This window comes from Frankia sp. RB5 (assembly GCF_059816245.1).
Genome location: NZ_JCBATA010000006.1, coordinates 45,970 through 64,230, shown reverse-complemented (window position 1 = coordinate 64,230; position 18,261 = coordinate 45,970). Strand labels below are relative to the sequence as shown.

Below are 18,261 nucleotides of genomic sequence, written 5' to 3'. Positions count from 1 at the left end.
TTCCGTGCCGACGGCACTCCCTCCGGTCAGCGGGTGCGGTGGACGGTGATGCGGGTGAAGGAGCCGACGTAGATGTGGCCGCCGTCGGCGAGGGGGAGAGAGCGGCCGGGGGCGATCGGGGTCCGGTCCTCGCCGATCCAGGTGCCGTTCGCGGAACCGAGGTCGGTGACGGTCAGCTGGCCGTCGGCGGCGTGGTCGAGGAAGGCGTGGGCGCGGGACACGCCGAGGTCCTCGGGGGCCACCGAGAGGTCTATCTGCGGCCGGATGTCGCGGCGGGGGCTGCGCCGGCCGATGAGCGTGCGCTCGCCGGTGAGGACGACGCGGCGTCCCGTGGGCGGGTCGGGGAACTCGACCTCGTCGTCGTTGCGGTCGAAGAACGCGCGGTCGGGACAGACCTCGGCCACCCAGCCCGCGTCGGGCTCGACCGGCGTCGACGCCTGCGGTGCTGCGGGCGTGGGTGGGGCCAGGCGGATCGGCTGCGGGGTGGGGGCGGTCAGGGGGGCGCCGGTGTCGAAGTCGTAGGCGCAGGCCTCGCAGTAGCGGCTGCCGGAGCGGGGCTCGGCGCACACCGGGCAGACCGGCTCGGATGGCGGTGGAGTCCCGGGCGGCGGGGTGGACCGCGTCGCCGGCGCCGCCAGAGCCCCATCGTCCGCCAGGCCGCCCTCGTCCGCCGGACCGGGGGTGAGGGGGAGGCCGCAGGTGTCGCACCAGTCGTCGGCGGTGGACAGGTGGCCGTCCGGGCAGAGCGGGCTCACGGCGCCTTCGGGGTGACGGTTCGGGTGGACGAGGCGTCGAGGTCCATCTCGTCGAGTCTGTCGACCCTGCGGCGCAGGGTGACGTGGCCGGTCGACGCGTCGACGATGTCGACCACCTTCTCCAGCCGGCGCAGCGTGTCCACGTCGCCGGACTCGGCGGCGAGGCGGGCCGCCCGGCCCAGCGCGGTGGCGGCACCCTCGTCGTCACCTGCCGCCCGGGCCCGGATGCCGTCCTGGATGACGCTGGCCAGCTCGGCCTGCCCGGTCCAGTGCGCGACAACCGGGTTGATCCGGGTGGACTCGGCGATGTCATCGGTCCAGGTCACCTCGACCTTCGCCGTCGACAGGGTGTCCTCGCCGTCGAGGAGGCTGATGCGGGCGGCCAGGCGCCGGCCGCCGACCGGCGCGGGCGGCACGTCGACGCAGACGTGGTAGTTGCGGGTCTCCGATCCCCAGGCTCCGGTCGGGTAGTCGTGGACAAGGTCGCTCACGGCCACCGCCCGGGCGGTCAGGTCGTCGATCTGCGGAGAGACCTGGCGGACGAACCGGACGCTGGCGCCCCGGGGAGCCCAGATCCGCAGCCGGACGTCGCCGACGCCGCGGTCCATCGCGGTCTGGATCACGGTCCGGAAGTCCTCGGCGATGTCCGACGGGCGGCGCAGCAACGCGACGGTGCCGAGCAGCGCCGTGGAGACCTTGCGCAGCTCCTCGACGTTCCAGTCGGCGCCGACCCCGCGGGCGTCGCACTGGAACACGCCCTCGCAGGCGGTCAGCGCCTCGGCGAACGTCTCCGGCGCCTCCCCGTTCTGGCCGTCGGTCAGCAGCAGGGCGTGGTGGATCGCGCCGGGCGCGGTGAGCATCAGGTCGCGGGCCGCGAGCAGCCATCTGCCGATGGCGGTGCCGCCGCTCGCCGCCAGCCGGTTGATCCGGTCCTTCGCCTCCTGCCGCGTCCGGTCGGACACCACGGCGAGGCCCCTGGCCGGGTAGATCATCGTGGCGCCCGACTCGCCCCGGACCACCGCGAAGGAGACGCCGTCGCGCAACGTGTCGACGGCGACCGCGGCCGCCCGCCGCGCCTCCTCCATCTTGCGGCCACCGCCCATCGAACCGGAGCAGTCGAGCAGGATCACCTCCACCGCCCGCGGGCCGGCCCCGATCGCGCTCGCACCCACGTCGGCGTTGACGGTGACCACCGCGTCGACCTGCGTGCCCTCCTCGGGCAGGTGCGGGTTCAGATGTACCTCGCTGGTGAACGACACCATCAGGCTCTCCCGGGAATGTCCATGACGACGACGGTGATGTTGTCGTGGCCGCCGGCGCGCAGGGCCGCGGCGGTCAGGTGACGGGCGACCTCGGCGGCGGACGCGCCGGCCGGCAGCTCGGCGACGAGGGCGGCCAGCACGCCGGCCGGCGAGGCGTGGTTCCACAGGCCGTCAGTGCAGAGCAGCACCCGGCCGGGTCCCGTCGGATGTGCGACGTGGATGTGCGGCGTGGTGCGCGGGCTGCTCCGGCCCAGCCAGGACGTGATCGTGTGGGCGCCGCGGGCGGTCTCCGCGTCCTCGGCCGGGATGAGGCCGGCCCGGGCGGCCTCGGCCGCGACCGTGTCGTCGGCGGTCAGCAGCCTCGGGCCGTCTCCGTCGAGCAGGTAGACACGACTGTCGCCGAGCCAGCCGACGGTCAGGACGCCGCCCGTGAACAGCGCCGCCGCGAAGGTGCAGGACGGATCCTCGCCGGGCCCGGCCGGCAGGGCCTCGATCGCGGCCTGGCCGGCGGCGGCCGCGGCGCGGATCGCGTCACCGGCCGCTCCGCCGACGCCACCCAGATCGGCGGTGTCGCCGTCCGCTCCGGTTGCGCCGTCCGCTCCGGTGTCGCCGTCGGCGATCGAGGCGGCCCGCGACGCCAGCGTGGCCGACGCCAGCGTGGCCAGGGCGGCCTCGGCGGCGGCGCGGGCCCCCGGACCCGATCCGGCGGCCTGCGAGACCCCGTCACACACCACCGCGACCAGGGCCCCACCGCCTGCGGCAGACGCGTCGGCGGCCATCGCGTCCTCGTTGGTCGGGTGGGTCAGGCCGCGGTCGCTGACCCCGCCGACCGGGCCGCGGTCGATCTCGGTGTGGTCGAACGGGTCGACCGCCGCGCGCCGCAGACCGCAGGTCACGCAGTAGCCGTCGGCGTCGACCTCGATGCCCTGGCACTCGGCGCAGGCCACGACGTCAGAGGGCGGCGGACCCGAGGACGGTGTCGGTGCGGGCGGGAGATCGGCGGGCGCGGAGGCGTGCTGCTGCAGGGCGGTGCCGCAGGCCTCGCAGAATCGGTCGGTCGGCAGCGCCTCGGCGCCGCAGGCGGGGCAGAGCGGCGGGCGGGCGGGAGTCTCGTGTGAGCCGTGTGAGCCGTGCGAGCCGGGGGAGGTGGGCTCGGGCGATGTGGGCTCCGGGGAGGCGGGCGTCAACGGAAGGTCCAGGGTCGGATCTGGTTCGCCTGGTCGACGAGGCGGTGGCGCTCGGTGTCGGTGGCGGCCTGCCGGGCCATCCGGCGGTAGACCTCCTCGAGACCGAGCCGCAGGTCGGCGTCCCGCAACGGGCGGCCGGCGACGTGGACGTCGTCGCCGGGACGCAGCGGGCCGCGCGGCTCCAGCAGGTCCAGCGCGGCGGTGAGCAGGTCGCGGGTGAGCGCGGGCCGTGATGGCGCCTGTGTGGGCAGCGCGTCGAGCACGCCCGCGGCCGCCGCGACGTCGTCCCGGGATGGCGTGCCGGCCGCGGTGCGGGTGCCGAGCAGTCGGGCCAGCGCTGCCTGGGCCTGCTCGTACGCGGGGGATGCCGGGGTCACCCGGCGGTAGGCCGCGGCCGCGCCGGCGCGGTCACCGGCCGCCGCCCGCAGCCGGGCGAGGCCGAACGCCGCGCTGGTGATCGTGTCGTCGGTGCTGGCGACGACGGTGTGGAGCCGCTCGGCGAGGGCCGGGTCGCCGGCGTCCTCGGCCGCGTAGGCCAGCGCCAGCTTGGGCGCGAGCTCGCCCGGGGCCTGCCCGTACACCTGGTCGAAGAGGTCACGGGCGGCGCCCGCGTCCCCCTGGGCCAGGCTGATCAGACCCCTGTAGTAGGCGGCGCGCCACTCCCACGGGTCCTCGGCCTCCACCGCGTCCAGCAGCTCCCGTGCCCGCGCGAAGCGGCCGGCTTCCAGCTGCGCGCGGGCGAGGCGCAGCCGCACCTCCACTCCCTCGACGCCCGCCGCGGCGAGCAGCGACTCCAGCTCGTCCGGGTCGACGGCGGGCAGCCGGGCCAGCGCGCCCGCCGCCGGGTCGGCGTCGTTGACGAGCAACCCGGGCAGCACCACCCACGGCGGGCCGGCCGGCGCACCGTCGGGTGAGCGCCCGGTCGGATGGGCGTCGGCGGTGAAACGCCGGCTCGTCCACCGCGACGGTTTGCCGGTCACGTCCGCCGCGACCTCCCGCAGCACCCCCTCCAGCTCGTCGTGCATCTCCTCGGCGGAGGCGAACCGCTCGTCCGGGTCGCGGGCGGTGGCCCTGACCAGGAACCGGTACAGCGAGTCGTACCGGGAGAGCACCGGATGGTCGGCGGGCGGCGGGATGGAGTATCGGTAGGTGGTGGTGTTGCCCCGGAAGTTCAGCAGCAGGGCGGCGAGCGTGCGCCCAACCGTGTACAGGTCGGAGGCGATGGACGGCCCGGCGCCGCCGGCCTCGACGATCTCGGGGGCGGCGTAGCCCGGGGTGTGGTAGCTCGCCCCGCCCTGCTGGTCCAGGTGGCGGACGGCGCCGAGGTCGATCAGCCGGACGGTGTCCCGGCCGAGCATCATGTTGTCCGGCTTGAGGTCGCAGAAGACCAGGCCGGTGCGGTGCAGGTAGGTGAACGCCGGCAGGATGGCGAGGATGTAGGAGATCGCCAGCTGGGCTGGCAGCGGGTCGGTGCGCCCGGCGGCGGCCCGGCGTTCCTTCAGCACGTCGCGCAGGGACGTGCCGCCGACGTGTTCCATCACGATGTAGCCGGTGCCGCCGTCCTCGACGAACGTGAAGATCTTGACGATCGCCGGGTGGTCGACCGTGGCCAGGAAGCGCCGCTCGGCGATGGCGGCGGCGCGGGCATCCGGGTCACCCTCGTCGAGCAGGCCCTTGAGCACCACCCAGAAGTCGTCGGCGACCGAGCGGTCCCGGGCCAGGTAGATCCAGCCCTGGCCGCCGTGGGCGAGCGCGCCGGCGATCTCGTAGCCGCCGAGGGTGTCGCCCGCCTTCAGCGCCGGTACGAACGAGAACGGCGCCTGGCACTCGCCGCAGAACCCGACCGTGCGGCCCGGTCGGCCGCCTCTGGCCCGGCCGACCTGGTGGCCGTTCGGGCAGAACCGCCGCGACTCCGGCACGCTGGGCGAGGTCAGCAGCCGCGACGACGGGTCGGGCACGGCGATCTCGGGGATCTCGACGAGCCCGCCGCCGAGCCCGCGCCGCCGCCCCGAGCCCGTCCCCGACCGGCGCGACCTGCCCGACCGCGACGACCCGCCGCTCGGCCCGCTACCGGCCGGCGACGCTGATCCGCTTCCGGCCGACCCGCCACTGGCCGACCCGCCACCCGCTGATCCGCCACCCGCTGATCCGCCACCCGCTGATCCGCCACCCGCTGATCCGCCCCCGGCCGGGGCGCTGGCGTCGGGAGTGCTGTGGGCCAGGCCCGTCTCGGTGCAGTAGCCGTCCTCGATGACGCCCGGGCAGCCCGGCTCCGGGCAGGCGATCACTGGCATGGCGCGCCCCCTCGTCCCTCATCCATCCGATGGCCCCACGTGCGACCGGCCGCCGGCGGGGACGCCTTCCGGTCGCGGTCGAGCGCCGCCGCGTAGACGGTGACCTGGGCGCTCGCCGCCGCCAGGTCTGTTGGCGCGGTGTACAGCAGGTCGTGGGCCGAGGCGTACATGATCTCGAGCGCGGGGTCCTCCGCGAGACCGGAGGCGACGGCCTTCTGCCGCAACGCGCCCAGCAGACCGCGCAGTTCGCCCCGGCGGCGCAGCGGCAGTGCGTTCGCGTCGGCGACCTGGCGGGCGTGCGCCCGCGTCCGCTCGGCGACGGCGGTCCAGGCTGCCAGGCCGCGGGCGGCGGCCAGGCGACGCTCCGGTGGTCCCGCGGCCAGCCCGCGCAGCCGGTCCAGCCAGGGCCGCAGGCCGCGGCCGGGATCATCGAGCCAGCCGTCGGGCAGCCCCAGCAGGTCCCCGTCCGCCAGGCGGATGCGTCCGGTGGCTTCCTGGGCCGACCACTCGCCCGCCGTCGCGGTGTCCACGATCTCCTCGAGCAGCATGCCGGCGTCGCGCAGCCCGGTATCGAGGGCGTCATAGGCCAGCGCCAGCGCATCCACGGCTGCGGCAGCGTGCGCGACGGCCTCGCCGGCCCGGGTCGCCTGCCCGGGCGGGGCCCCGAGCGGGTCCCTCGCCGCTGCCTCCATCACCGCGGCCAGCGCCGCTTCGGCCGCGCCGAGCTCCGCGAGCGCTGTGGCGCCGATCCGGGCCGCCTCGGCGGACACCCGTGCTACCTCCTGATGCACCCCGGTCAGGTCGGAGAGCAGACCGTCCTGTGCGGCCTGCACCGCGTCGAAGTCGGCCCGGACCCGTCCGACGGTCTTCGATATGTCCGCGAGCAGCCGCTCCGGCACGGCCACCTGCGCCGCGCCGGGCGCCCACCCCCCTCCGGCCGATGGTGCTGCTCCGGCTGACGGTGCTGGTCCGGCTGACGGCCCCGCTGCGGCTGACGGTGCTGCTGTGGGGGCCGGGCCCGGGTCGGTAGCCGACGGGTCGCCGGTTTCGGGGTGGGGTGGCCGCGGCCGGGCCGCCGTCGCGGCGGCGCGGAGCAGGATCGTTGCCCGCTCGCGTCGCCGGGCGGACCGTCCGCCCGGCAGCGCGTCGACGGTGGCGATCAGGTCGGACAGTTCCAGGTAGCGCTCGAACAGCCAGGCCAGTCGATCGAGCGCGACGACCGCGCGTGCGGCGGTCATCCCGGTGCACCGGTCCGGCGGGTCCAGCAGCGCCCGGCCCTGATGGCCGTCGAGTGCGAAGAGGTCCACCGCGAGTTGCGACGTCACCTCCCGCAGGCGCTCGATGGCCACATCCACCGCGGACAGTCCGCCGGCGATCATCGTGCTCGTCCCGTCGACACCGGCATGATCAGTCGCGGTACCGGGCCGCGGGCGGGGCCGGGACGTCGCCGAGCGTTCCGAGCCAGCGGTGGTAGATCGCCGCCCAGGTACCGTCCGCCTCGAGACCGGCGAGCACCCCGTTGACGAACCGGGTGAGCTCGGGATGGGTGAGGCTGACGGCGATCGCGTCCGGTTCCTCCTCCAGAGAACGGCCGATGATCCGTAGGTGTGGGTCCTGCGCCGCCATGCCGGCCAGGATCGAGTCGTCGGTGCTCACCGCGTCGACCCGGCCCTGCTGCAGCGCGACCAGGCAGTCGGTGTCGTTCGGTGCCGAGAAGGGGAGGGGCCGCGGCTTGCCCTGGGGGCGCGACTCGCTGTGGGCGATACGCTGCAACGACGTCGTCCCGGCCGCCGCGCACACCTTCTTTCCACCGAGATCGGCCAGTTCCCGGTAGCCGGACCCCTCCTGCACGAGCAGCCGCTGCTGGGCCCGGTAGTAGACGGCGGAGAAGTCGACCTGGGTCCGGCGTTGGCAGTTCACCGTCATCGTCGCGACCACCAGGTCGACGTCGTTGCCGCGGACGACCCCGACGCGCTCGTTCAGGGTGACGGTGCGCAGCCGGACGTGACCGTCGGAGCCGAACAGGGCCCGGCCGATCGCTTCCGCGAGGTCGACGTCGAACCCCTCCGCCTGCCCGGTCCGCGGGTTGATCGATCCGAACGGTGGTGCGTCCCCCAGGACGCCGACCCGCAGGTAGCCGCGACGGACGATCGCGGCCATGAACGAGCCCGCCGGCATCGCCCCGGGCGCGGGCAGAGAGGCCGGCGGGCGCCAGCTCGCCTCGGGGTCGACACAGCCGGGCACGGAGGCGGCCGAGGTGACCGCCGGGACCGGGGTGGTCGCGAGCGGGGCCAGCGGGCGGGCGGCGGCCGGCGGCCGGCTCGACACCGTCGCACATCCGCCGACCAGCGCCAGGCCGGCGGCGAGGACGCCCGCGCCGAGCAGGCGGGACTGGAGGTCGCGCATCGTCAGCTCCGGTAGCGAGGAAGTGGGGGGGGCGGGGGCCGGGCCGAGCGCGTGGTCCAGGCCGTGCGCGGCGTAGAGCCGTGCCCAGGTGCCGTCGGCGGCGAGCCGCTCCAGCACGCCGTTGACGAACACCGTCAGCTCCGGATGCGCCTTGCTGACCGCGATCGCCGTGGGCACGTCGAGGGGGCTCGGGCCGGCGATCCTCGTCTCCGGGTCCTGCGCCGCCATGCCGGCGAGCACCGTGTTGTCGTTGACGACGCCCTCCACCAGACCCCGCTGCAGCGCGACGAGGCAGTCGGTGACGTTCGCGACCGGGTAGGGGACGGGATGCGTGGGTGTGTCGACGATCCGCTGCAACGATGTGGTGCCGCTGGCCGCGCAGGCCTTCCGGCCGCTGAGGTCCGCCAGCTCCCGGTACGGCGACGAGCCCAGCACCAGCACGTTCTTGGACGCCTGGAAGTACACCGCGGAGAAGTCCACCTGGGCTCGGCACGCACAGGTGACCGTGATCGTCGCCGCCGAGAGGTCGACCTCGCCCTGCTGGACCACGTTGATCCGTTCGGCCGGCGTCACCGCCCGGAACCGGACATGGCCGTCCGCGCCGAACAGGGCCCGGCCGACCTCCTTCGCCAGGTCGATCTTGAAGCCCGTGAGCGCGACCAGGATCGCCGCCGCGACCTGCACGCCGGCGGACGGCACCCAGCGGCCCGTCATCGGAACTCGCTGATTCTTGGCTGGAAGCCGGCCAGGACGCCCACCGCGGCCAGCGCCAGCGCCAGGCTCACCACGATCCCGAGCCCGGTCAGCGCGTCAGCCGCGGAGCTGACCGAGGTGTCGAAGCGGCGCTGGCTCGTCGTCAACGCGGTGTCGGCGGCGTCGTCGAAGCGGCGGAACGTCGTCGTCCCGTCCCCGAGGGCCAGCTGGACGGCCCGCTGGAAGCCGCCGACCGCGGATGCCTCGGACCGCGTGCTCACCGCGCTCGCCTGGTAGGCGCGCCAGTACCGCTCCAGTGGGGTGCGGGTGGCGCTGTCGGGGCCGCCGAGCCGCCCGGCGGTCGGCAGCACGCCGGCGGGGTCACGGACGCCGGAGGCGTTGAAGCCCAGCCGCGCGGTCGCCGCGTCGGCGTCGGCGTCCAGGTCCGCGCCGTCGCCGTGGGCGATCAGGGAGAGGCTGGCGTCGCCCCAGGCGCGCAGGGCCAGCACCCGGGCCTGCGCGACGACCGTCATCGGGACGAAGCCGTTGTCGCGCGCGTCGACGAGCCGCGAGCGCTGTGCCGAAAGGTCCGCCAGGGTCAGGCCGAGGACGATCGCGGTCAGCGCCGTCGCCGCCGCCAGCCAGACGCTCAGGTACCGGTGCGTGCGACGGGCGAGCGACACCTGCGCGGCCACCAGAGCACCGAGCGCGAGCGCGCCTGTCACCGCGACCAGCGCCGGCTGCCACCAGCGGGTCGCGTCCTGGTAGCCGCCGTCGACCCGCCCCGCCTCGGCCGCCGCAAGCCGGTCGGCCGCCGGCAGGATCGAGGTCTGCATGAGGTTCGACGCCTGGCGCAGGTAGGCGCCACCCACCGCCAAGCCGAGCCGGTTGTTCGCCCGAGCCTGCCCGACCAGCCCGGTGTAGACGGGGATCTGGCTGGTCAGCACGGTCAGCGACGGCTGGGTCGAAGTCGGCACCCCCGCCCTCGACAGCGCCAGGATCTGCGCCGACGCCGCCGCGATGCCCTGCTCGTAGGCCTCGCGCTGGGCGGCCGGCTCGACACCGCCGGCCAGGAACGCGCCGGCCGCACTGGCGTCGGCCTCCGACAGGTCGGCGTGGATCCGCTGCGCCGCCACGAACGCCGGACCGGATGTGCCCCGGACCCCGGCCACCGCGTGCTGCCGGGAGACGACTGAGACGAACGCCGCGAGCCACAGCAGCACGATCGCCGCCACCAGCCCGACCGTGACCAGCCGCAGCCGCCCCGGTGGGGTCGCCGCCCGCCGGCGCGTGGTGTCGATCAGTCCTCGCGCCCACCGCCGCAGCACCGGCGGCCGCGCCGAGCCACCACCGGGCGCGGTCGAGGGTGACGCCGACCCTGGTGGCACCGCCAACCCTGAGTGGGCCGCCTTCCCTGCTGGCGAAACCATTCCTGCTGGCGACACCGTCGCTGCTGGCGACACCGTCCATGACGGTGACGCCGTCCCCGAAGCCACGACTGTGAGCGTAGGGCGACAGAGCCGTGCCAACCAGTGCCAGTCAGCCTCCCGACCATGCCTGGCCGGTGGGCGCCCGGGCGTGGTTGGGAGCGGCCCACCCGTCTGTCCTCGCGCCATTGGCGGTCACGGCACCGATCGCGGCCGCGTTGCCGAACAGGGCGGACCCCGACCTGTTCGCCTGGAACGGTGCCAACGGCCGCCCGCACGTGGCAGGGCGGCCGTCACCGCGTGGGTGACAGCCGCCCGTCGTCGCGGGGCTGATCCGGTGCGTCGCGTGGACGGTCAGAGCGCCGGCAGGTCGACCGAGCCGTCGATGATCTCGTGCGTGCCGAGGTCGACCGCGTGCACGCTCATGACCTGGTCGACGCCCAGGTCGGCGGTCTTGCTCATGGCCCGCACCCCGGCCGCGTCGGCCGTCACGGTCTGCTGGAAGAAGGTGACGCCGTTGTCGGCGAAGGCCACCGACCAGACGTGACCGGCCGGCGTGCCGATCTCGAACTCCTCGCCCACGACCAGGCCGGGGCCGTCGTCGTCGTGCTGCGACTTGAGCGTCCACGGGCTGCCGAGCGAGCCGACGCCGCTGGTCGAGACCGCCGGCCCGAGCCGCCGCCCGCCGCCGTGCCCGCCGTCGCCGCCGCCCCCGGGACCACCCGACGCCAGCGCCGCCGGCGCCGACAGCAGGCTCAGCCCCACCGCGACCGACGCGGTAAGCATGGTGACCGAAAGTGCCTTCCGTTGCATGGCCATCTCCGTTCCGGAGTGGATCCCGACCCCACCATCACGGTGAGATCGGGCCGACATCAGGAGATAGCGGTTGGGGTTTCGCCTGTTCGAGGCCCTCCTCGTGGGTCTCGCCGACGAACACGTAGGCGCAGTAGGCGAGGCGGTCGGCGACGGGGCCGGGGCGGCCGAGCTCCGCGGCGGTGCGGCGGTAGCGGTCGAAGATGGACCGGCAGGCCTCCTTCCCGTTGATGATCGTTGCCATGACATAGTCGCGGGCGGCGAGCTCCGGCGCCGACGACGCGCTCAGCGTCGTCACCCAGATCGGGGGATGCGGCTGCTGGTAGGGACGCGGCCACACGTTGACCTGGCGATGGTGGAAGTACTCGCCCTCCCAGCTGAACGGCCCGTCGTGCGACGTCCACGCCTTCGTGATCAGGTCTATGGCCTCCCAGAACCGGCCTCGCTGCTGGGTCGGGTTGGTGTTGGTGGCGTGGATCTCGGTGGGTGTGCCGCGGACGAACCCGGCCTGCAGGCGCCCCAGCGAGAGCACGTCGACGAGGGCGAGCTCCTCGGCGACGCGGACCGGGTCGGGCCGGTTGCCGACCGGGTTGCCCAGCGCCAGCAACCGGGCCCGGCTGGTCTCCCGGGCGAGGATGGCCAGGTGCAGCGGGACGGCCGAGTTCAGGCAGGACGCGGTGGCGTGGTGCTCGTTGAGCATCGGCGCGATCACCACTGGTGTCGACGTCGACCCGGCGGCCGTGTACCGGGCGGCCTTCCCGTCGGTGGGAAGCGTGTGCGGGGGACAGCGGCCCCGTGTCGCGAACTCCGCGTGTCGTGTCCGTTCTGTCACTCTGTTCTCGACACGGGCCGCTGTGAAGCTGCCACGGTCGGCGGCGACAGCGAGCCTGGTCCCTCAGGCGGCCACGAGGTGGAGGGGGAGGGTGGCGAGGCCGCGGATGACGCTCTGGTTGCGGTAGGTCGGCTCCCCGGGGGGCAGGGTGAGGTCCCGGGTGCGGACGAGGAGCAGCCGGAAGATGATCTCCGTCTCCATGCGGGCCAGGGGGGCGCCGAGACAGTAGTGGATGCCCAGGCCGAAGGTGTGGTGGCGGGCCGCAGGGGTGACGCCCGCGTAGCGGGTGACGAGGAAGCGGTCCGGGTCGTCGAAGACGTCCGGGTCGCGGTTCGCCGAGCCGGTGACGACGAGCACGCCGTCGCCCCGGCGCAACGGCCGGCCGTCGAGTTCGGTGTCCGCCAGGACCGTGCGCGGGATGAACTGGACCGGTGGGTCGTGGCGCAACATCTCCTCGATCGCGGCGGGGACGAGGCTCGGGTCGGAGCGCAGCAGCGCTGCCTGCTCGGGATGCAGGGCGAGGGCGCGAATCCCGCCGCTGATGAGATTGACGGTCGTCTCCAGACCCGCGACCAGCAGCACGGCGCACAGGGCGAGGACCTCGGTGCCGGTCAGCGCGTCCTGTTCGAGGTGCACCGAGACGAGCCGGCTCACCAGGTCGTCGCCCGGCCTCGCCCGCAGCCGGGCGATGAGCTCGCGGAAGTAGTCGTCGAGCTCCCGGGCCGCCCGGCGACGGGCGGCGATCTCCTCGGGCGTCTGGAGGAAGTCCGGATCGACGCCCCGGATCAGCGTTTCCGCCCAGTCGCAGAAGATCTGCTCGTCCACGGCGGGTACGCCGAGCAGTCGGCAGATCATCCGCAGCGGCACCGGTCGGGCGAGCGCCGCGACGGCGTCGACGTCACCGGCCGCGAGCGCCGCGTCGAGCAGGTCGTTCACGTAGACGGTGAGGTCGGGGGCGAGGCCGGCCAGGGCGGCGGGGGTGAACGCCCTGCTGACCAGCCGGCGCAGGCGGGTGTGGTCCGGCGGGTCGGTCCGCAGGAGCGATTCGAGGCCGTCATCCGCGTCGCCGTCCGGGCGGAACGGGCTGATCCGGTCCTTGTAGCCGTGGCCGAACGCGGGATCGGACAGCACGGTGCCGGCGTCGCCGTGCCGGGTGACCAGCGTGATCCGGTGGCCGCCCAGGTCGGTTCCGGGGAGCGGATCTTCTTCGCGGATGGCGCGGTAGGCCGGATACGGATCATTCTCCCGGGCTGCGGCGAAGGCCGCCAGCACGGGCGAGCCCGCATCGCCGGCCGCGTGCGGGGCGGAGGCTGTGGTGGACATTCGCAACTCCTCGGCTGGGAGTCCGCGTGGGCGGTGTTCCACGAGTAACGCGGTAATACTCCGCCGCGCGCGTCGCATACATCCAGCCGATCGACCGATCGACCGATCGGCAATCGGGCGATTGGCCGTGACACGCGACTCGCGTACCGGGAATGACGCGATCGATCCAGTGGGATCCGGGGGTCGTGGTTCGGCGTTCCGGTCGCAGGATGGGTGATGTGTCCGCGACGACGACATCACAGACCGAGCGCACCGCGCGCCCGGACGCGCTGTCCCCCGGCCGGGCGATGCTGCCGGTGGTGCTGTGCGGCACCGCGATGGTGGTGCTGGACATCTTCATCGTGAACGCGGCGATCCCGGAGATCGAACGGGATTTCCACACCTCGGCGAGCGGTCTCGAATGGCTGGTGACCAGCTACAACCTGGCGTTCGCGGCGGGAATGGCCACCAGCGGCCGGCTGGGGGACTGCTATGGGCGCCGCCGGGTGTTCGCCTGGGGGCTGGTGTTGTTCGTCGTGATGTCGCTGCTGTGCGGGCTCGCCAACGACACGCCGACCCTCGTCGCCGCCCGGACCGGCCAGGGGCTGGCCGCGGCGGCGCTGGTCCCGCAGGTTACGGCGATCATCAACCTCTCCTACAGCGGCGCCGCCCGGGCCCGCGCCTACACTGCCTACGCGCTGACCCTCGGCGGCGCGGCGGTCAGCGGCCAGGTCGTCGGCGGTGCGCTGATCGCCGCCGATCCCGCCGGCCTCGGCTGGCGCAGTTGCTTCCTCGTCAACGTGCCAATCGGCGCGGCCGCGCTGCTGCTCACCTGGCAGCACGTGCCGCCGGGCCGGATGGGCGGCACGGCGCCCCGCCTCGACCTCGTCGGCGCCGTGCTGGTCACGGCGGCCCTCGTCGCCGTCGTCCTCCCGCTGGTCGAGGGGCCCAACCAGGGCTGGCCTGGCTGGATCTGGGGCTGCGCCGCCGCCGCGGTGGTGCTGATCGCGGTCCTCGTGCCGGTGCAGCGGCGGACGGCGGCCCGCGGCGACGACCCGATCCTGCCGGCCGCGCTGTTCGCCGGGCGGGGCTTCAGCGTCGGGCTGGTCAACATCGTCCTGTTCTTCGCCGGCGTCGCGTCCTGGTTCTTCGTGCTCGCGCTGTATCTGCAGGACGGGCGTCACCTGAGCCCACTGGGGGCCGGGCTCGTCTTCAGCGCGCTCGGCGGTGGATTCCTGCTCAGCTCGCTGCGGGCGGCCCGGGTGTGGGAGCGCCTCGGGCGGCAGGGGCTCGCGCTGGGGGCGGGTCTGCGCGCGCTGGGGCTGGTCGCGCTGTGGGTGGTGGTCGGCGTGCAGGGAACCGGCGGTCAGATCGTCTGGATCGCGCTGCCGCTGGCGGTGGACGGGCTGGGCCAGGGCCTCGTGAACAGCCCGCTGATCGCATCCGTGCTGCTCGGACTGCGTCCGGAGGTCGCCGGCGCCGGGTCCGGGCTGGTGGCGTCGGCGCAGCAGGTGGGCAATTCGCTCGGGGTAGCGGGCGTCGGCGCGGTTTACTTCGCGGTCTGGCATGACACCGATTCGGTCGCCGCGGCCTTCCGGGTGAGCCTGCTCGTTCTCGCCGCTCTGAGCGTGGTCGTCGTCGGACTCGTCCAGCTCCTTCCCAATCCGCCAGGCCGGGAAAGCGGCGGTCGCGGGACCACTACCAGGTCCGGGACCAGTAGCGGGACCGGGAAGCCGCCACGAGTCGCGTCCTCGTCGTTCTCCTCATCGCCCTCGCCGCGGCGAAATTCCGGCCCCGCCGGCGCCCCGGGCTGAGTGCGACAGGTGGCCAGCTCCGCTCCATGTCCGATTCATCTGCGGTTGTCCCGGCCTGCTTAGAGTCAGATCGGGAGGTGCGATGGACACCAAGCTGGAACTCAGACACCTGGTGTACTTCCTGGCGATCGCAGAGGAACGACATTTTGGGCGTGCCGCTGCCAAACTCTTCATCGGTCAACCGACACTGAGCCAACAGTTGCAGCGACTCGAACGTCAGCTCGGTGTGGAGCTTCTCGCCCGCACCTCTCACGACGTGCGGCTGACCCCCGCCGGCCAGGCATTTCGGATCGAGGCCGAGCAGGTGCTGGAGCATGCCCAGCGGGCGGTGGACACGGCGCGCGAGGCCGCCTCCGGTCGCGCGGGCAAGATCAGTATCGGCTTCAACTTCGCGGCCGGTCAGCAGGTCCTCCGCCCGACCCTGCGCCGGCTGAGCACGGACTATCCGGGGCTGGCGACGACGCTCTGGGAGGGCCTGAGCGGCGCCCAGCTGTCCGCGGTCTCCGAGGGCAAGATCGACGTCGCGCTTGTCTACGCCGGTATCCCGCCCAAACCGCTGCTCACCCAGCGGGTGTCCACCGCCTCGCTCGTCGCAATGGTCGCCCGGCACCACCCGTGGGCCGAGCGGGAGCAGATTGCCTTCCGCGAGCTGGCGAACCAGCCGGTCGTGCTCCTGCGCCGGGAACGCAGCCCCGCGATGTACGACGCGGTGTTCGCGGCGGCCGAGCGGTGCGGCATCCCGCTGACGGTCGCCGCGGAGGTGGAGGACAGCGGGGCCACCGCGGTGATGGTCGAGACGCTGCGGGCGGTCGGCTTCATCTCGGACGCGCGGCCCCGACGGCCCACCGAGGATCTGGTCGCGCTGCGGATCGTCAACCCCACTCCGCGGGTCGGTGTGCGGGCCGTGTGGCGGCCGGACTCGCAGCCCGGGGTCAGTGCCTTCCTCAACAGCCTGGCGGCGGCGGCGCCGTTCCCCTCCTCGCCGGACGAGAGAACGGCTCGTGTGCCCCGTCAGCCGAATGAGGAGGGCCGTAGCCGGTAGGCCGCCCGACCCGCATGGGTTGACCGGCGCCCGCCGATAGCACCGTCGTCGTATCACCGCGCGGCGGGCCCGTGGCCACCCGACGGCGGCCCGGTGAACAATCCGAAATCTGATTCGCGATCGACCCATCGCTGCTGCACGATTGAAGCCCGGTTTGCGTGCTGGGAACATTTCCCGGAGTCGGTCAGCCGACGTCGTCTGATATCTGATCCGGAGAAATGGGTGCACGCATGAGGCTAACGGTCTTGGGCTGCCGGCAGGGGATGCCGGCGGACGGTCAGCCCAGCTCCAGCTACCTCGTCGAGACGGGGTCGGCCCGGCTTCTGCTGGATTGCGGGCCGGGCGCCGCCACGGCGCTCAGCTCGGTAGCGCACCCGAGCGACCTCGATGCCATCATCATCAGTCATCTGCACGCAGATCACTGCTATGACCTGTTGACGGTGGGAAAGACACTGCTGTCCGGCCGGCTGCGCGACCCGAAACGCTTCCCCACCCTCCGGGACGCGGCGCGGCACGAATGGCCGCCCATCCCGCTGTACGTGCCGAAGGGTGGGCGGTCCAAGCTCGACACTCTCGCGTCAGTCTTCCCCGTGCCGCATTTCCCCGTGCTGGACCGGTCGTTCGACGTCGCGTTCGACGTCCACGAGTACGAGCCTGCCGACACGTTCACCGTCGGCGACAACGCGATCAGCATGCACCGGATGAACCACTCGCTGCTCAACTGCGGAACGCGCCTGGAGAGCCCGGAGGGATCGTTCGCCTTCACCGGCGACACGGCCTACACCCCCGACCTCGTCACGCTCGCCCGCGACGTCGACCTGTTCCTCTCCGAGGCCACCCTCGAGGAACCCGACGTGACCGCGCACGGCCACCTCTGCGCGGCCGAGGCCGGTGACGCCGCGGCCGCCGCCGAGGTCGGGCAGCTCGTGCTGACCCACTTCATCACCGCCGACGAGACCTGGCTGAAGGCGCGCAAGGCCGATGCCGAGCGCTCCTTCCGGGGACCGGTGCACCTCGCCGCCCCCGGCCGCACGTTCGACATCCGTCCCGGGGGAGGAACCCGTTGAGTACACCTGACCAGCCGACGCGCGCCGGGCGTCGACGACGGTCCCTGACCGCCGCCATCGTCCTGGTGCTGGCGACCGTCCTGGCCGCCGTCAGCGCCTGCGGGGACTCGAGCACCGGCGGATCGACCACCGCGGGGTCGACCTCCGCCGCCGATCAGAAGATCACCATCAGGTTCCTGTCGTACAACTACGGCACGCCGGACATCGGCGGCCAGGGGACGCAGGCCCTGATCGACGCGTTCGAGAAGGCACACCCGAACATCACCATCAAGCCGCAGGGCGTCGCCGTGGCCGACGTGCTGACCCGGCTGCAGACCGACACCGCGGCCGGCTCGCCGCCGGACGTGGCCCAGATCGGCTGGAGCAAGATGGCGGCCGCCTACGACCTGCTGCCGATCGTGCCCGTGCAGAGCATCCCGGCCAAGGCGGACTGGGACGCCGCCATGGCCGGTTTCAACCAGCGCCTGCTGTCCGCCGTCGCGGTGAACGGCCAGGTCAAGGCGATTCCCTACACCATCTCGATTCCGGTGATCTTCTACAACGCGGACCTGTTCCGCAAGGCCGGCCTCGACCCGACCAGGCCGCCGACGACGATCGACGAGGTCAAGGCCGACGCGCTCGCCATCAAGGACAAGGCGAGCGCGCAGGGCGCGTACTTCGCCGTCGTCGACTCCGGCAAGTCGGACTACCTGACCCAGTCCCTGATCGCCAGCAACGGCGGGCGCGAGGTCGGCGCCGACGGCCAGCCGGCCTTCGACCAGCCGCCGGCCGTGGCCGCGCTGACCGCGATGCAGGATCTGACCACCTCCGGCGCGCAACCGGCGATCACCGCCACGAACGCCGTCGCCGCCTTCTCCGCCGGCAAGCTCGGCATGCTGGTCGGCAGCACCGCCGTCGCCGTCAGCCTGGCGAAGGCGGCGAAGGGCAGGTTCGAGCTGCGCAGCACGGGCTTCCCGAGCTTCGGCGGCCGTCCCGCGGCGCCCACCTACTCCGGTGCCGGGCTCGCCGTGCTGGCCAAGGACGAGGCGCACCAGCAGGCCGCCTGGGAGTTCATCAGGTTCCTGACCTCCCCGGAGGGCTTCACGATCATCACGTCGAAGATCGGCTACCTGCCCCTGCGGCCGAGCCTCGCGACCGACCCGAAGTACCTCGCCACCTACTTCGCCACCAACAAGCTGCTGTCGCCGGCCCTGGCACAGCTCGATCACGTCAGCCCGTACCAGTCGTTCAGCGGCAAGCGGGCCAGCCAGGCCGTCGTCGCCCTGCAGGACGACGCGGTGGAGCCCATCGTGCTGCGCGGGGCCAAGCCGGCGTCGACCCTGTCGTCGGTGGCCGGCCAGGTGCGCGGCGTCCTCGCGCAGAAGTGA

14 protein-coding genes are annotated in these 18,261 nt (G+C 73.6%); 4 read left to right on the top strand and 10 right to left on the bottom strand.

Annotated elements, in window-relative coordinates:
* Positions 1–26: 26 nt before the first annotated feature.
* The 10 genes from AC6EXY_RS04625 to AC6EXY_RS04580 all read right to left on the bottom strand — a co-directional run bounded on the left by AC6EXY_RS04625 (position 27) and on the right by AC6EXY_RS04580 (position 12,992).
* Positions 27–755 carry an FHA domain-containing protein gene (locus AC6EXY_RS04625; RefSeq protein ID WP_499816742.1) on the bottom strand — a complete coding sequence of 243 codons (729 nt, stop codon included), beginning with the start codon at positions 753–755 and terminating at the stop codon, positions 27–29.
* On the bottom strand, positions 752–2,017 hold the full coding sequence (locus AC6EXY_RS04620) for a vWA domain-containing protein (protein WP_499816744.1): 1,266 nt from the start codon (positions 2,015–2,017) through the stop codon (positions 752–754). The genes AC6EXY_RS04625 and AC6EXY_RS04620 overlap by 4 nt, the downstream gene beginning before the upstream one ends.
* The gene (locus tag AC6EXY_RS04615) at positions 2,017–3,204 is read right to left on the bottom strand and encodes a protein phosphatase 2C domain-containing protein (RefSeq protein ID WP_499816745.1); all 1,188 of its coding nucleotides are present in this window, start codon (positions 3,202–3,204) and stop codon (positions 2,017–2,019) included. Before AC6EXY_RS04615 ends, AC6EXY_RS04620 begins: the two co-directional genes overlap by 1 nt.
* On the bottom strand, positions 3,201–5,498 hold the full coding sequence (locus AC6EXY_RS04610) for a serine/threonine-protein kinase (protein ID WP_499816746.1): 2,298 nt from the start codon (positions 5,496–5,498) through the stop codon (positions 3,201–3,203). Before AC6EXY_RS04610 ends, AC6EXY_RS04615 begins: the two co-directional genes overlap by 4 nt.
* Complete coding sequence (locus AC6EXY_RS04605; RefSeq protein WP_101835458.1) at positions 5,489–6,877, bottom strand: hypothetical protein; 1,389 nt, start codon at positions 6,875–6,877, stop codon at positions 5,489–5,491. Before AC6EXY_RS04605 ends, AC6EXY_RS04610 begins: the two co-directional genes overlap by 10 nt.
* A gap of 28 nt (positions 6,878–6,905) precedes the next feature.
* A complete protein-coding gene (locus tag AC6EXY_RS04600; protein WP_499816747.1) occupies positions 6,906–8,618 on the bottom strand; it encodes a transporter substrate-binding domain-containing protein in 1,713 nt (570 codons plus the stop codon).
* On the bottom strand, positions 8,615–9,985 hold the full coding sequence (locus tag AC6EXY_RS04595; RefSeq protein ID WP_243408075.1) for a GlnX family signal transduction membrane protein: 1,371 nt from the start codon (positions 9,983–9,985) through the stop codon (positions 8,615–8,617). The genes AC6EXY_RS04600 and AC6EXY_RS04595 overlap by 4 nt, the downstream gene beginning before the upstream one ends.
* A gap of 393 nt (positions 9,986–10,378) precedes the next feature.
* Entirely contained in the window at positions 10,379–10,837 is a 459-nt protein-coding gene (locus AC6EXY_RS04590; RefSeq protein WP_499816748.1) for a hypothetical protein, read from the bottom strand.
* A gap of 37 nt (positions 10,838–10,874) precedes the next feature.
* Positions 10,875–11,669 (bottom strand): LLM class flavin-dependent oxidoreductase, encoded by a 795-nt coding sequence (locus AC6EXY_RS04585; RefSeq protein WP_499842298.1) that lies wholly within the window; start codon positions 11,667–11,669, stop codon positions 10,875–10,877.
* A gap of 63 nt (positions 11,670–11,732) precedes the next feature.
* A complete protein-coding gene (locus AC6EXY_RS04580; RefSeq protein WP_499816749.1) occupies positions 11,733–12,992 on the bottom strand; it encodes a cytochrome P450 in 1,260 nt (419 codons plus the stop codon).
* 218 nt (positions 12,993–13,210) lie between these two features.
* On the opposite strand from AC6EXY_RS04580, the gene AC6EXY_RS04575 reads away from it, so the two are divergent.
* The 4 genes from AC6EXY_RS04575 to AC6EXY_RS04560 all read left to right on the top strand — a co-directional run bounded on the left by AC6EXY_RS04575 (position 13,211) and on the right by AC6EXY_RS04560 (position 18,261).
* Positions 13,211–14,785: an MFS transporter gene (locus AC6EXY_RS04575; protein WP_165818649.1), complete on the top strand. Its 1,575-nt coding sequence runs from the start codon at positions 13,211–13,213 to the stop codon at positions 14,783–14,785.
* Between the two features lie 82 nt (positions 14,786–14,867).
* The gene (locus AC6EXY_RS04570; RefSeq protein ID WP_101835452.1) at positions 14,868–15,827 is read left to right on the top strand and encodes a LysR family transcriptional regulator; all 960 of its coding nucleotides are present in this window, start codon (positions 14,868–14,870) and stop codon (positions 15,825–15,827) included.
* A 230-nt stretch (positions 15,828–16,057) separates the two neighbouring features.
* Positions 16,058–16,894: an MBL fold metallo-hydrolase gene (locus tag AC6EXY_RS04565; RefSeq protein ID WP_101835450.1), complete on the top strand. Its 837-nt coding sequence runs from the start codon at positions 16,058–16,060 to the stop codon at positions 16,892–16,894.
* Positions 16,891–18,261: an ABC transporter substrate-binding protein gene (locus tag AC6EXY_RS04560; protein WP_243408074.1), complete on the top strand. Its 1,371-nt coding sequence runs from the start codon at positions 16,891–16,893 to the stop codon at positions 18,259–18,261. Before AC6EXY_RS04565 ends, AC6EXY_RS04560 begins: the two co-directional genes overlap by 4 nt.

Coding starts and splice junctions, on each gene's coding strand:
- AC6EXY_RS04620 (WP_499816744.1), bottom strand. CDS start 2,017: ATGGTGTCGTTCACCAGCGAGGTACATCTGAACCCGCACCTGCCCGAG.
- AC6EXY_RS04610 (WP_499816746.1), bottom strand. CDS start 5,498: ATGCCAGTGATCGCCTGCCCGGAGCCGGGCTGCCCGGGCGTCATCGAG.
- AC6EXY_RS04605 (WP_101835458.1), bottom strand. CDS start 6,877: ATGATCGCCGGCGGACTGTCCGCGGTGGATGTGGCCATCGAGCGCCTG.
- AC6EXY_RS04600 (WP_499816747.1), bottom strand. CDS start 8,618: ATGACGGGCCGCTGGGTGCCGTCCGCCGGCGTGCAGGTCGCGGCGGCG.
- AC6EXY_RS04590 (WP_499816748.1), bottom strand. CDS start 10,837: ATGCAACGGAAGGCACTTTCGGTCACCATGCTTACCGCGTCGGTCGCG.
- AC6EXY_RS04580 (WP_499816749.1), bottom strand. CDS start 12,992: ATGTCCACCACAGCCTCCGCCCCGCACGCGGCCGGCGATGCGGGCTCG.
- AC6EXY_RS04570 (WP_101835452.1), top strand. CDS start 14,868: ATGGACACCAAGCTGGAACTCAGACACCTGGTGTACTTCCTGGCGATC.
- AC6EXY_RS04565 (WP_101835450.1), top strand. CDS start 16,058: ATGAGGCTAACGGTCTTGGGCTGCCGGCAGGGGATGCCGGCGGACGGT.